At 41.4% G+C, this 13,178-nt stretch carries 12 protein-coding genes; all 12 read left to right on the forward strand.

Annotated elements, in window-relative coordinates:
* The first annotated feature begins 341 nt into the window (after positions 1-341).
* The 12 genes from NFS31_RS13565 (at position 342) to pseC (ending at position 13,167) form a co-directional block, all read left to right on the forward strand.
* On the forward strand, positions 342-869 hold the full coding sequence (locus tag NFS31_RS13565) for a transcription termination/antitermination NusG family protein (protein WP_251495932.1): 528 nt from the start codon (positions 342-344) through the stop codon (positions 867-869).
* A 459-nt stretch (positions 870-1,328) separates the two neighbouring features.
* Positions 1,329-1,895, forward strand: coding sequence for a transcription termination/antitermination NusG family protein (locus tag NFS31_RS13570; RefSeq protein ID WP_251495936.1), 567 nt, complete (start codon positions 1,329-1,331; stop codon positions 1,893-1,895).
* Positions 1,896-2,164: 269 nt separating this feature from the next.
* Positions 2,165-3,391: a DegT/DnrJ/EryC1/StrS family aminotransferase gene (locus NFS31_RS13575; protein ID WP_251495939.1), complete on the forward strand. Its 1,227-nt coding sequence runs from the start codon at positions 2,165-2,167 to the stop codon at positions 3,389-3,391.
* Positions 3,378-4,067, forward strand: a complete 690-nt coding sequence (locus tag NFS31_RS13580; RefSeq protein ID WP_251495941.1) for a sugar transferase — start codon at positions 3,378-3,380, stop codon at positions 4,065-4,067. The genes NFS31_RS13575 and NFS31_RS13580 overlap by 14 nt, the downstream gene beginning before the upstream one ends.
* A 50-nt stretch (positions 4,068-4,117) precedes the next feature.
* A complete protein-coding gene (locus tag NFS31_RS13585) occupies positions 4,118-5,104 on the forward strand; it encodes a glycosyltransferase family 2 protein (protein ID WP_251495943.1) in 987 nt (328 codons plus the stop codon).
* A gap of 12 nt (positions 5,105-5,116) precedes the next feature.
* Entirely contained in the window at positions 5,117-6,208 is a 1,092-nt protein-coding gene (locus NFS31_RS13590; RefSeq protein ID WP_251495946.1) for a glycosyltransferase family 1 protein, read from the forward strand.
* 1 nt (position 6,209) lies between these two features.
* Positions 6,210-7,382, forward strand: coding sequence for an O-antigen ligase family protein (locus tag NFS31_RS13595; RefSeq protein WP_251495948.1), 1,173 nt, complete (start codon positions 6,210-6,212; stop codon positions 7,380-7,382).
* On the forward strand, positions 7,379-8,239 hold the full coding sequence (locus tag NFS31_RS13600) for a glycosyltransferase family 2 protein (RefSeq protein WP_251495951.1): 861 nt from the start codon (positions 7,379-7,381) through the stop codon (positions 8,237-8,239). The genes NFS31_RS13595 and NFS31_RS13600 overlap by 4 nt, the downstream gene beginning before the upstream one ends.
* Positions 8,232-9,461 carry a CDP-glycerol glycerophosphotransferase family protein gene (locus tag NFS31_RS13605; RefSeq protein ID WP_251495953.1) on the forward strand — a complete coding sequence of 410 codons (1,230 nt, stop codon included), beginning with the start codon at positions 8,232-8,234 and terminating at the stop codon, positions 9,459-9,461. The genes NFS31_RS13600 and NFS31_RS13605 overlap by 8 nt, the downstream gene beginning before the upstream one ends.
* Before the next feature lie 7 nt (positions 9,462-9,468).
* On the forward strand, positions 9,469-10,878 hold the full coding sequence (locus tag NFS31_RS13610; protein WP_251495956.1) for a lipopolysaccharide biosynthesis protein: 1,410 nt from the start codon (positions 9,469-9,471) through the stop codon (positions 10,876-10,878).
* 46 nt (positions 10,879-10,924) lie between these two features.
* Positions 10,925-11,926, forward strand: coding sequence for a UDP-N-acetylglucosamine 4,6-dehydratase (inverting) (gene pseB / locus NFS31_RS13615; protein ID WP_251495958.1), 1,002 nt, complete (start codon positions 10,925-10,927; stop codon positions 11,924-11,926).
* Between the two features lie 47 nt (positions 11,927-11,973).
* On the forward strand, positions 11,974-13,167 hold the full coding sequence (gene pseC / locus NFS31_RS13620; RefSeq protein WP_251495960.1) for a UDP-4-amino-4,6-dideoxy-N-acetyl-beta-L-altrosamine transaminase: 1,194 nt from the start codon (positions 11,974-11,976) through the stop codon (positions 13,165-13,167).
* The last annotated feature ends 11 nt before the right edge of the window (positions 13,168-13,178 follow it).

Consider the following 13,178-nt stretch of genomic DNA (forward strand, 5'->3'; position numbering starts at 1 on the left):
AAGCCCAATGACAAGCTTGCTACTTTATGCTCTTTTTCCTAGAGTCAAACGGAAAGAATTAACGTCATTTACTATAAAAAACAGGGGCGGGCTCATTTCGTGGAATACGTGATTCTAAGAAATTTTTATCCATTATACTACGCTTTCCCGGTTATTTCAATGGGATTTTCTATCATAAATGTTTAAAAATATCAATTCATATCTTTATGAATTTCTTAATTTCTATTTCCAGATCAAAATATCAGATTTTAATTGAAATTTTCAAACTTCTTTTTTCGTAGAATCACGTATTCTACGAAATCCCCGGTCAGGGATAGTATGGGGGAAAGGAGTGGGTTCTGATGTGGTATGTGCTTCAGTGCCAAAGCGGGAAGGAGGAAACGGTTCTTCGCGCCTGCCGCAGGGCTGTGTCCCCGAAGGCGATGGAGGATGCCTTTTTGTTCCGCTGCGAGCGACTGTGGCGTTCGGGCGGGGCCTGGAAGCCGGTGATACGCATGATGTTTCCTGGCTATGTCTTTTTAGAAAGCAGCCGGCCGGAGCTTTTGTCGGCTGAGCTTGGGCGGTATGCGGGAACGGGACTTTACAGGCCCATGGAGGAGCCGGGCTGGCTGATTCCGGTTTATGGGGAAGAGGAAGAACGCCTGAGGGAGCTTTGCGGGCAGCGGCGCATCCTGCCGATATCCTATGGCTACCGGGACCGGAAGAGCGGGAGGGATCGGTTTGTGCGCGGGCCGTTAAAGGACAGGGCGGAACAGATTCTTAAGATCGACTGGCACAGGCGGTTTGCCAGGCTGGAGGTTCCCCTGGCGCGCAGGAAGGCTGTCATCTGGGCCGGGATTGCGGTACAGGAAGTTCATATAAATGAATGATTGTGCCTTTAATTATGAAATGAAACATTGATATAAGACAACGAAATCATGCAAGAAATACGACAGGGATAGGGAAACAGGCTGTACAGCTATGGAGGCATGCAGGCTGGCCGTATCCACATATGAAGGGGACGTTTGAGCGCTGCGTCTTACAACCCCGTATTTCCATTCCATACTGAAACAGGGCGCGGGAATGGGAATACAGGGAGGCAGTCGCAAAGATTTCCGGGCAGGCTTTGGAGACGTTTTGTTCTGCAAAGATGGCGAAGCCTGAGCTTTTTTGTGCGGCTCCCCATTTTGTGGCAGTTCAGACAGGTCTGCGCACCTGTTCCGCTGACTGTGCGAAAACGCGGCAAGCAGACGTCCGCCCCGCCGCGAAGAGCTTTTTATGGGCAGATGCCGTAGCAGTTTAAGTTGTCTGAGCTGTCACCCAATTGCAAAAGGAGTGTGGGAAACGCTATGTGGTATGTCATCCAGACCATGACTGGAAAAGAGGAGGATCTGCGCCTCCGGTTAAACTCTCTTCCGGGCAGGGATCGCTTTTACGACTGCTTTATTATCAGGGCCGAATGGCTTAAGCGGCTGGGAGGGAAATGGGAGACGCAGGTGAGGTCGCTTTTCCCGGGCTATGTGTTTGTAGAAACCATGCAGCCGGAGGAACTGTTTCTGAAGCTGAAGGAAACGCCGGGCTATGCCAGGCTTTTAGGGAACGGGCGGTATGAATTTACGGCAGTGGAGGAAGGGGAAGAAGATTTCCTGAAAACCATCTGCCGGATGGAACAGGAGGAAGACGCTTCCCCGGATCCCGGGAAGCGCTGGCTGGTGAGGCTGAGCTCAGTGCAGCCCGGGGATACAGGGGATGGCTGGAGGATCCGGGGTCCCCTGAAGGCGTTTGAGAAGCAGATAGAGAGGATCAACCTCCATAAGCGTTATGCGGTGGTGCGTGTGACCATGGGCCGCCGGGAACAGACTGTACTGTTTGGACTTGAGAGGAATGGCGGGACTGCGGATGGAGGGGGACAGTGAGGTTAAGGTTGTCATGGTGAGAAGGAAGGCAGAGACCGCGCTTCTGGAGATACGGCTGGCAGGAGACAAAGAGAAGGTGTTTCAATGATTAAGAAATAACGTTCGGAACCTGCTTGAACCGTAACATTCCGGGCGGGTCTGAGGCATTACGGTTCAGACAGGATAAACAATACGGTTAGGGAGCAACAAAACAGGGGATAAAAGGTAATGGTTCAGTTTGTCTGAACTGTTACGGAAAAAGAGGCTATTTTTAAAAGAGGAGGATTCACATGTTAAAGGTTCCATTTTCACCGCCGGATATTACAGAGGCAGAAATTTATGAGGTTCAGGAAGCGCTTCTCTCAGGATGGATTACAACAGGACCAAAGACTAAAGAGTTTGAGCGAAATATCGCGTCCTTTGTCCATGCGCCCAGAGCGGTATGCTTAAATTCCGCTACGGCCTGTATGGAGCTGGCTCTCCATTTTCTGGGAATTGGCCCTGGGGACGAGGTGATAACCAGCGCTTATACGTATTCAGCCAGCGCCAGCGTGATATACCATGTGGGAGCTAAGCCGGTGCTGATCGATACGGCCCCGGGTTCATATGAAATGGATTATGATAAGCTGGAGGCAGCGGTTACGGAAAGAACGAAGGCAATTATTCCGGTGGACATCGGAGGCGTGATGTGTGATTATGATCGGATTTTTGAGATCGTCAAAAATAAAAAGCATAAGTTTCATGCAGGCAATGAGCTCCAGGGCGCGTTCGGGCGCGTTATAGTGATTGCCGATGCGGCCCATGCTTTTGGCGCAACGAGAATGGGGAAAAATTGCGGCGAGGCGGCGGATTTTACGAGCTTTTCTTTTCATGCGGTTAAAAATCTGACGACGGCAGAAGGCGGCGCATTGGTGTGGAGAGAGATTCCGGGAGTTGATAATGATTGGATGTATCATCAGTTTATGCTGTTGTCCTTACATGGTCAGAGCAAGGATGCGCTCGCAAAAATAAAACCGGGAGACTGGGAATATGATATTGTTTCACTTGCGTATAAATGCAATATGACAGATATTGCCGCGGGGATCGGTATGGCTCAGCTAAAGCGTTATACAGAAATGCTGGGGAGGAGAAAGGAGATTCTGACACACTATGAACAGGCCCTGTCAGATTTGCCGGTGGAGATCCTGAAGCACGATGCGGATCATTATCATTCCAGCCGGCATCTGTGTATGGTCCGTCTTTTGGGAAAGGGACAGGAATTCCGCAACAGCCTGATCACGGATATGGCGGAGATGGGCGTGGCGGCCAATGTCCATTACAAACCGCTTCCCATGCATACAGCATATAAGAATTTGGGATTTGACATTCAGGATTATCCGAACGCATACCATCAGTTTGAAAATGAAATTACGCTGCCTCTTCACACCTGTTTATCAGACGAACAGGCCGGATGGGTAACCAATGTGTTTCAGAAATGTTATTTTAAGCTGGCCGGAGGAGCGCATGATACTTTGTAAATGGGAGGAACTGCCGGAGTTTATGCGGACAGAGGAAATCCGGCATTACTATCTTTTGCTGGGCAGACGCCAGCCGGAACTTGTGTTAAAACGGATATTTGATTTTACAGTTTCTTCTGTTATGCTGGCGCTTTTTGCGCCGCTTTTTTTATGTCTGGCGGTTATGGTCAAATGCGATTCCAAAGGCCCGGTTTTTTATACACAGGAGAGAGTAACACAGTACGGGAGGAGATTTTGCATTTATAAGTTTCGGACCATGGTTCAGAGCGCTGATAAAAAAGGCGGATTGATTACAGTCAGGGGGGACAGGCGGATTACACGAATAGGAAGAACACTCCGGAGATACAGACTGGATGAGATACCGCAGCTAATTAACATCTGGAAAGGTGAAATGACCTTTGTCGGAACGCGCCCGGAAGCGACGGAATATGTAAAACATTATAAGAAGGAGATGTTTGCAACGCTTCTCCTCCCGGCAGGCGTGACATCAGAGGCAAGTATCTGCTACAGGGATGAGAGCAGGCTGCTTGGCGCAGGCGGCAATACGGATAAGATTTATATTGAGCAGATCCTGCCGGAAAAAATGAAATATAATTTACGGGCAATTGAAAATTTCAGCTTTTGGAAGGATACGGGAATTATGCTTAAGACTGTGGCAGCGGTCCTGGCGAAGTAGCTGTGCGCACAGTTGGTGGCGCATACATAAACATGCAGAGAGGGGAAGAATTGGATTATTTAGAGGTATCAATAATTATCATAGCGTTAAATGAGGAGCGATCCCTCCCTGTGCTTCTGAAAAATCTGGAAGATCAGCTCTATGATCATAAGAAAACAGAAGTCATTCTGGTTGACGGAATCAGCACAGATAAAACCAGGCTTGTGATGCGGGAATTCGCCTCTGCAAGTGATTTTAAGAGGGTCGTATGTCTGGATAATCCTAAGATGATTCAGGCGAGCGGATGGAATGTCGCTTTATCAGAGGCTAGGGGCGATGTCATCATACGTTTGGATGCGCATGCGTCGGTTCCTCCGGATTTTATAGAAAAGAATATACAGTGTATTCTCAGCGGCTGTGATATCTGCGGCGGGAAAGTGAAAAACTATATTCCGGATGAGACACCGTGGAGCGCTGTCCTGAATGCAGCGGAAAATTCGATGTTTGGGGGAAGTATTGCGGCATTCAGGCATCAGGACAGACCGGGATTCGTGGATACATTAGCATTTGGGGCATACCGCCGCGAGGTATTTGAAAAGACAGGTGGTTTTAATGAACAGCTTTACAGGACAGAAGATAATGAAATGCATTACAGGATGCGGAAAGAAGGATACAGGTTTTATTATAATCCGGATATCGTATCATACAGGGAGACAAGGCCCAGTTTCAAAAAGCTGAGCGCCCAGAAGAACAGGAACGGCTATTGGATCGGAAAAACAGTAAAAATATGTCCGGGATGTATTTCGTGGTATCATATGATCCCATTCCTTTTTGTTTTTGCAGTTATGGCGACCTCTGCGCTGGCTTTTTTTGGAGTCTGGCAGATAGCGGCTGTAATGTGGGGATGCTATGTGCTGGTTACGCTTTTGATGACGGCAGCGGCTTGTGTAAAGGAAGAAAAAAGAACGGTTTTGTTTTTGGCGCTGCCTTTGTTATTTTTTGTTTTACATTTGAGTTATGGGATTGGAACATTGGGAGGCTTGGTATCTGCAGAATAAGGGGGGATTTTATTGAGAATATTGCAAATTGGAGTTTCGTTTTTGCCGGGAGGGATAGAAAGCTTTGTGATGAATTATTATAGGATATTGAAGCCTTTTGGAATACAATATGACTTTGTTTGTATGTATGAGCACCTTGCATATGAAGATGAGATAAAAAAAATGGGTGGAAACATATTTTACCTTCCGGACATCAAAAAAAATGCTGTCGGCTTTATCATAAAACTGTATAAGCTACTATGTAAGAATCATTATCAAACAGTTCATATTAATATGCTTTCTGCCGCGAATATTTTGCCATTGGTAGTTTGTAAAATATGTGGAGTAAAAAAAATAATAGCTCATTCTCATAATTCTAAAACAGAAGGGCTTACAAGAGAAATATTACATAAAATGAACAGAAGGCTTATTCTATATTTAGCTACTGATTTTCTGGCATGCAGTACACTTGCAGCCAAATGGATGTATCCTGAAGAGGTAATAAATCAGAACAGATTTAAACTAATACACAATGCAGTAGATACAGAAAAATATAAATACAATCAGGATATAAGAGACAATATACGAAAGGAATTAAGGTTGGAGAATAAATTTGTAATTGGAAACGTGGGACGGCTCACGGAGCAAAAAAATTTATTTTTTTTAATTGATGTATTCTTTATTATTGCAAGTAGATGCGAAAACGCTTTTTTGATTATTGCCGGTACAGGAGAATTGAAAGAAAAATTGAGAAAATATGTTTATCAATTAGGTTTAAAGTCCAAAATTTTGTTTTTAGGACAAAGAGAGGATGTAGAAAAATGGTATTCTGTATTTGATGTATTTTGTATGACGTCTTTTTATGAGGGATTGAGTTTTACAGCTATAGAAGCTCAGGCGTCAGGTGTTAAATGCGTTTTCTCTGATAAGATGTCTCCAGAAACAAAAGTTATTGAGGATGTAAAATTTTTGCCAGTTGATCATCCGAAACAATGGGCTGATGAAATTATGAAATGTAATATGACAGATAGAAGAGAAGAAGGCTTTATCAGACATGCTTTTGCAGCAAGAGGCTATGAGTTAAACAGACAGGCGGATATATTATTGGATGTGTACAGGGGATAAGATGAAAAGAACGGCTCATATTGATTTGCAGACAGTTATTTTTTCCATCTCTTTTTTTGGAATTCTTTTTAATCCTTTTGGCTGGTATATAATTGGGCATATGGCTCCTTTATATTGTATATTTTCTCTTTGGGCATTGATAAGAGGAAAAACAAATGGAAACCATTATAAAAGCGTATATATTTTATGTTTATTATTTCTTATATATGTGATTGTGAGCTATATTTTTATAGCACAGTATACAGGAACATTAAAAATATTTTTCTATTTTGTAGTGGCGGTATTGGTTTTTATAATATTTTCCAGCTATAAATTTAAACCCTTTGAGCTTCGGTTTATATTAAAGATGTATGTTGTATCCAGTTACTTTATCGTCTTACAGATGGCGGTACAGAGATTTAATCTGGAAAAGGATCCAAACAGATATACTGTTACATTTGCGGGTCAACAAATGGATCCTAATTTTTTAGCGGCCTCTCTTATAGTTCCATTAATAATCAATTTCTATCACTGTGAGTTAAACAGATTTAAATGCCGGGATATATTTTTTTGTTTAATTCCTTTGGCAGGCATATTGTTTACGGGCTCTCGCGGAGCATTTATTTCATCAGTTATAGCTTGCTTTATTATTCATTTTTATGAAAACAGACTAAAAAAAACAAGATATTTTGTGGTATTAAACATTTTACTTTGTCTTTTTATAATAAGCTTTGTTGTATTTTTACCCGATTTTATAACATCGAGATTTAATGTTAGAAATTTTTATGATGGAAGTAATAGCTTAAGGTTGAATTTATGGTTTACAGCAGTAAAGATATTTCTTACAAGCCCTATTACAGGACGTGGGACAAATAGTATGCTGGCCTTGGGAATGGAGTATGGGGCGCGTATTAATTTACAGTCACATAATGCCTTTTTAGATATATTAAGTGACTATGGTATCATAGGATTATTAACAATTGGAACGTCATTATTAATGCCGTTTTTTTTATCATGGAAAAAAAGATGTTCAATTGGACTGGCAATTTCTTTAGCCACTTTATGTTGCGCTTTTTTTCTTCCTTCTCTGTATAGTATTTTTTTATGGCAAAATATGATGATTGTTTTTGCATTATTAAAACTTCATTTAGAAACAATAGATAATGAAATAATAGGATATAGAGGTAAAAAATGAATAAAGTATCTATCATTATACCAATATATTTTGGAAAGAAATATTTATCTGATTTATATAGAATGTTAAATGAATCTATACAATGTTGTTTAAAGCATTTTAATGTATATTTTGAAATTATTATTATAAATGACAGCCCTGAAGAATCAGTAATAATTGATAAGAAAAGCAGCTCTTCCAATATTGAAGTGATTTATATTAAAAATGATAAAAACAGAGGAATACATTATTCGAGATGCAGAGGTTTGAAGGCGTCAACAGGAAATTATATCGTATTTTTAGATCAGGATGACAGCATAGCAGTAGAGTACTTTTATTCACAATTAACATTGATTAAAGATAATGGAGTTGTTGTGTGCAACGGGATCGATAATAGTTTTAAAAGAAAACTTCCCATTTATACATCTGCAAAAGCATTAGAGATGACAGGGAATATTAAGAGTTATGCTTTGTGGAATGAAATAATTTCACCTGGACAATGCATAATAAGGAGAGATTGTATTCCTTCATTCTGGATTAGTAATATCGTTAGAACGAATGGGGCAGATGACTATTTTCTTTGGGTACTTTTATTATCAGATAATATCAAATTTGTTTTCAATTATGAAAAATTATATTCACATAACAGAAATTATAAAAGTACATCAAATAATATTGCATTAATGAGAAATTCGTCACTGGAGGTAAATAAGTATTTAAAAACATATAACGATAAAAGCAAGGATATTGCTATAAAGAATGAGCGTTTTGTAAGGGAATACTTTAATAATACATTTAAAATATTAACTCCATCCCTGTATAAAGTAGTATTTAGAAAGATATTGAAAAAATATTGGGAGCTTAAAGAACATGGATAGTAAATATGTAGATTTATTGAATGGATATTATTTCTGGAAGATGGATAGAATCAAGATTGGTTCAGCTCTTGTCTTGGAAATAATTAGTAATAATAAGATAACTATAAAGGAATGTATAAAAAATTTATGCGCTGTAATGTTCAATTTTAAATACACAGTGACAGGGGAAAGTGCGGATATAGTTTTCTTGTTTGACAGTCATATGTGTAAAAGGAAAGATCATATACAGGCTTTTTTTCATATTACTGAATCATTTGCGAATAAAAAAATAATAATATGTCCTTCTAAAAAGAATAAACGAATTCAGGCCGGAAATGTATATTTTTATTTTTATATAATAGTATGGATTTGGCAGATAAGAAGTTTAAAGATGCCACTACTTTTCAAAATTGATTTGCTCGCCAGGTTGGCAAGGGGCGCTTCAGAAGCAGCACGTTTAGAAAAAATCATAGATATGGAAAGGGCCTCTCTATTAGTTGTATATTTTGATCTTCCGGTTCATAATTCGATTTTAATACAAAGATCGAAAAAGAAAATTCATACAGCAACATTTCAGCACGGATATTTTCCAAAAGGGAGTATTTGTTTTGAGGAGCTGCAAGCTGAGTATTTTTTGGCTAACAGTAAATGGAGCAAAAAAATCGCAACAGAATCCGGTGTTCCGCCAGAAAAAATAGTAGTGGTAGGAATGCCGCAGACGATTGGGAAAAATGCAGAAACAAAGAATAATTGTGATAAAAAAATATTTGCAGTTATTTTGGATGGTCCGGTTGAGAAATCATTTAATGATGAATTGATTGGGCTTTCTAATGAGATATGTGAGAAATGGTCTATGAAATTTATTATAAGATATCATCCGACATCAGGCATGAAAAGAAAATATAAAGGCAGATATATTTTGGAGATTTCAAAAGAAAGTGAAACTATTGATGAATTGTTACATAGGGTGGATTTTATTTTGACATGCTATTCTACGGTATTTTTAGAAGCAATATACTATTTAAAACCTTGTTTCCGGTATACAGAAGGCCGTGATAATTATAAAGGTATAGAAGCATGTTATATATCAAATATAGATCAGTTTCAACAAATATATGATTGTATGATCAAAAAACCAGATGATTTTCAAAAATTTCTTCAAGAAACCAGGGAAAAAATACTGGGCGATGTATCAAAAGAAAATATGGTAAAGAAGATTCAGGAGTTGGCATACAGGGAATAAAGGAAAAGTGAATAAAAAATATTATAGAAGTACAATCTTATATATTTTGTCGATGTTAATCCCTAAAATATGTGCAATGCTTATTATACCGGTCTATGCATATCATTTATCTCCTGCTGAACAGGGAATATATGCTATTACATTAAGCATAACAACGGTAATGTCTATAGGCTCAGCAATGGGATTAAACGCATACTATTTACGCTTTTATGGAGAGGCACACGATAAGGGAGAATTCAATGGAACGATATATTGGTTTTTGGTGATTTGGAATTTCTTTTTCTCTTTTATAGTGTACTTTGGCGGGGAAAGAATATGGAAATTATTTGAAAAGTCAATTCCATATTATCCATATATGTTTTTTGCAGTGGCCGCTCAGTTTTTTAATAGTTTGGAAATTATTCCAATGCGGACATTCCGTGTAAAAGGCGAAAGTATATATTATTTGTTATTGGTTTTTGTTAAAACAGTTTTAATATATGGATGTGGATTATATTTTGTGATTTATAAAAATACCGGGATAATGGGAAGATATTATTCTGATCTGATTGCTTCATTTATAACAGGTATGATTTTTATTATATATATGTTAAAGAATTCTAAATGGAAAATAAGGAGAATCAGGCTTATTTCAGCGTTAAAGTTTTCGCTTCCTATTATGCCGGCAGATTTAACTCAGGTTTCAGAACCTATGATTATGAATATTATTATTAATAAGATGCTGTCATTATCCCAGGTAGGAGTTTACTCATTAGGAACATCTGTTTCTAGTGCAATTGGAATGGTTACACAATCCATTTCTCTATCGTTGGAACCGGAAATATATGGGAGAACAGGAGATATAGAATATCCATTGTTTTGTAAAAAAATCAAGAATTATATGATGGTTATTGGCGGTTTTTTTTGTTTTGGATGTGGATTATTTATCAGGGAATTAACACTTTTGTTTTTACCGCAAGAATACTGGGGTATATGGAAAATAGTTCAGGTATTATCGATTGGCTATCTCGTCTCAGTTTTAAAAGGCCAGATTGTAAATTTGATTATTGTTGAAAATAAAACCCATGTTTTATTTCCATCAAATTTAATGGGATTGGCAACAGAAGTTGTATTTACATGTATATTGATAAAATTTTTAGGAGAGGGGGGACTGGGATGGGCTGTTTTTTCAGGCCAACTGTTTGTTGTCGGGTTATTGTATAATCAGATTGATAAAAGAAAGTATAACAGATATTACATAAAAAAAGATATAATTTACATTATGGCAGTGCTATTGCTCTTGTTCATCAGCAGAGTGATCCATAACATCAGCTTTACTTATTGTATTACATTAAAAATTATATTACTTAGCTGTGTGATATATGCCAGCGTTCGATATTATGGGCTTGATTTTAGAAATATAATAATTAAAAAATAATGTGAAAGAACCGTATTAAAATATTAGAAAAAACGGAGGATACAATATGTTAAACAACAAAACCATACTGATTACAGGAGGCACAGGATCCTTTGGACATCATTTCACAGACTATGCCTTAAAACACTATAAGCCAAAGAAAATCATCATTTATTCCAGGGATGAATTCAAGCAGTTTCATATGAACAACCGGTATCGGGAGCATGCGGATGCGCTCCGTTTTTTTATTGGCGACGTCCGCGACGGGAGCCGGCTTGCAAGGGCCATGGCGGATGTGGATTATGTGATCCATGCCGCGGCCTTAAAGCAGGTGCCGGCCTGCGAGTATAACCCGAATGAGGCCATCAAGACCAACGTAAACGGAGCCATGAATGTGATCAACGCCGCCCTGGACGCCGGGGTGAAAAAGGTGGTCGCCCTGTCTACGGACAAGGCGGTGAACCCAATCAACCTCTACGGCGGCACGAAGCTGGTTTCAGACAAGCTGTTTACAGCGGCAAATGCCTATTCCGGGAAGGACGGGACGTGTTTTGCCGTGATCCGTTACGGCAATGTGGCCGGGAGCAGGGGATCTGTGATCCCGTTTTTCCAAAATATCATTGATCATGGGGGAAATGAACTCCCGATTACGGATTACCGTATGACACGTTTCTGGATCAGCTTGGAGGAAGGCGTGAAGCTGGTGCTGAAGGCGCTTGGAGAAGCCAGGGGAGGCGAGACCTTCATCTCCAAAATCCCTTCCTTTAAAATCACGGATCTGGCGCAGGCCATGCTGCCGGGTTGCCGGATGCCGGAGGTCGGGATCCGGGAGGGGGAGAAGCTGCATGAGATCATGGTGACACGGGAGGATTCCCTTCACACCTATGAGTACGACAGGCACTATATCGTCTATCCGCATTATGACTGGTGGGGGATGAAGGATATCATCCCGGGAGGAAAACCGGCAGAGCCGGAGTTTGAGTACAGCTCCGGGACGAATACACAGTGGCTGGACGTGGAAGCGATCAGGAAGCTGTTAAAAACAGATCTGGACAGGCATGAATCATAAGAATACTGCGCTCCCAGGAGTATATAATAAAAAACAGGAGGAAAACGATGGAGAAGCTGGCATTATTCGGCGGAAAACCGGAATTGGGAAAGAAAATCAGCTATGGCCGCCAGTATATCGACGAGGCGGATATTCAGGCGGTCGCAGAGGTACTGAAGGGGGACTTTTTAACATGCGGGCCAAAGGTCGGGGAGACGGAAAGCCGGCTGTGCGGATTAACGGGCGCGAGGCATGCTGTACTTCTCAGCAACGGGACGGCGGCCCTGCACGCGGCGTGTATAGCGGCCGGGATTGGAGAGGGGGACGAGGTGATCACCACGCCAATCACCTTTGCGGCCTCGGCAAACTGCGCGCTGTATTGCGGCGCGAAGCCGGTGTTTGCTGATATCGGCCCGGAAACGTGGAATATTTCCCCAAAGGAAATAGAGAGAAACATCACGCCCCGTACAAAGGCTGTGGTTGCGGTTGATTTTACAGGACAGGCGGTGAAGCTTAAGGAAATCCGGGAGATTTGCAGGGCTCACAGCCTAGTATTGATTGAGGACGCGGCGCATTCCATTGGGACAGTATACAGCGGGCAGCCGGTGGGCGGGATTGCGGATCTGACGACCTTCAGCTTCCACCCGGTAAAGACTGTGACCGCGGGCGAGGGCGGGGCGGTGATGACAGACAATGAGGAATATTATAAAAAGCTGCTCCTGTTCCGGGCGCATGGGATTACGAGAAATCAGGAGTGGATGGAGCGCGCGCCGGAGGGCGGCTGGTATTATGAGCAGATTGATCTGGGACTGAATTACCGTATGACCGATATCCAGGCCGCGCTCCTTTTGAGCCAGTTAGACAAAATCGGGCGTTTTGCGGAGAGGCGCAGGGAGATTGCAGCGCGCTATGATCAGGCGTTTGGGGAGATGGAGGAGATTACCGTACAGAAGGAGATACCGGAGTCTGACACAGTGCGGCACTTATATCTGCTGAACGTAAACCTGGATTTTCTCAAAACGGACCGGAAGACAGTATACGACGCCCTGGAGGCTGAAAATGTTGGCTGTAATGTGCATTACATACCTGTGTATTATTTTCCCCATTATCAGAGGCTGGGGTATAAAAAGGGGCTGTGCCCGAATGCGGAGGCGCTTTATGAGCGGCTGATCACGATCCCGCTGTATTATGGGATGTCGGATGAGGATGTGGAAGGCGTGATCCGGGCGGTCAGGAAGGTGATGCGCTATTTTCGGAAATAAAGGATAAGAAT

This window comes from Otoolea muris, assembly GCF_943193115.1.
Classification (GTDB): domain Bacteria; phylum Bacillota; class Clostridia; order Lachnospirales; family Lachnospiraceae; genus Otoolea; species Otoolea muris.

Excerpts from the sequence above, each read along its gene's own strand:
- NFS31_RS13565 (WP_251495932.1), top strand. The coding sequence starts at position 342 with ATGTGGTATGTGCTTCAGTGCCAAAGCGGGAAGGAGGAAACGGTTCTT.
- NFS31_RS13570 (WP_251495936.1), top strand. The coding sequence starts at position 1,329 with ATGTGGTATGTCATCCAGACCATGACTGGAAAAGAGGAGGATCTGCGC.
- NFS31_RS13575 (WP_251495939.1), top strand. The coding sequence starts at position 2,165 with ATGTTAAAGGTTCCATTTTCACCGCCGGATATTACAGAGGCAGAAATT.
- NFS31_RS13580 (WP_251495941.1), top strand. The coding sequence starts at position 3,378 with ATGATACTTTGTAAATGGGAGGAACTGCCGGAGTTTATGCGGACAGAG.
- NFS31_RS13595 (WP_251495948.1), top strand. The coding sequence starts at position 6,210 with ATGAAAAGAACGGCTCATATTGATTTGCAGACAGTTATTTTTTCCATC.
- NFS31_RS13600 (WP_251495951.1), top strand. The coding sequence starts at position 7,379 with ATGAATAAAGTATCTATCATTATACCAATATATTTTGGAAAGAAATAT.
- NFS31_RS13605 (WP_251495953.1), top strand. The coding sequence starts at position 8,232 with ATGGATAGTAAATATGTAGATTTATTGAATGGATATTATTTCTGGAAG.
- pseB (WP_251495958.1), top strand. The coding sequence starts at position 10,925 with ATGTTAAACAACAAAACCATACTGATTACAGGAGGCACAGGATCCTTT.
- pseC (WP_251495960.1), top strand. The coding sequence starts at position 11,974 with ATGGAGAAGCTGGCATTATTCGGCGGAAAACCGGAATTGGGAAAGAAA.